General features: G+C 58.1%; 1 protein-coding gene. It reads left to right on the top strand.

Features of this window, described 5'->3' with window-relative positions; genetic code table 11:
- Positions 1-6: 6 nt before the first annotated feature.
- On the top strand, positions 7-227 hold a 221-nt coding region (locus HMPREF2944_RS09300; RefSeq protein WP_256370696.1), incomplete at its 3' end, for a DUF6531 domain-containing protein.

The following is a 227-nucleotide window of genomic DNA, read 5'->3' as shown; positions in this document are numbered from 1 at the left end:
ACCGACATGGCATTCTCCGGCGTGGTTTCTGCCTGCTCTGTAACTCGCATGTACAACAGTGTGACCGTGTTCGGTCAGCACGCTGTATCCGGCGTGTTCGGCGCTGGCTGGTCCTCGAATATTGAGAGCCGCGTGCAGCTGAACGCTGAGAATGCTGTCTGGACGATGCCTGAAGGTCGTGAGGTCACCTTCGACCGAATGATTCGTGAGGACGGCACCCACGGCTA

Origin of the sequence: Rothia sp. HMSC072E10, assembly GCF_001813965.1 — a bacterium.
In the GTDB taxonomy this organism is placed as follows: Bacteria; Actinomycetota; Actinomycetes; order Actinomycetales; family Micrococcaceae; genus Rothia; species Rothia mucilaginosa_A.
Note: the sequence above shows the minus strand (reverse complement) of the source record. Positions and strands in the feature narration are given on the sequence as shown.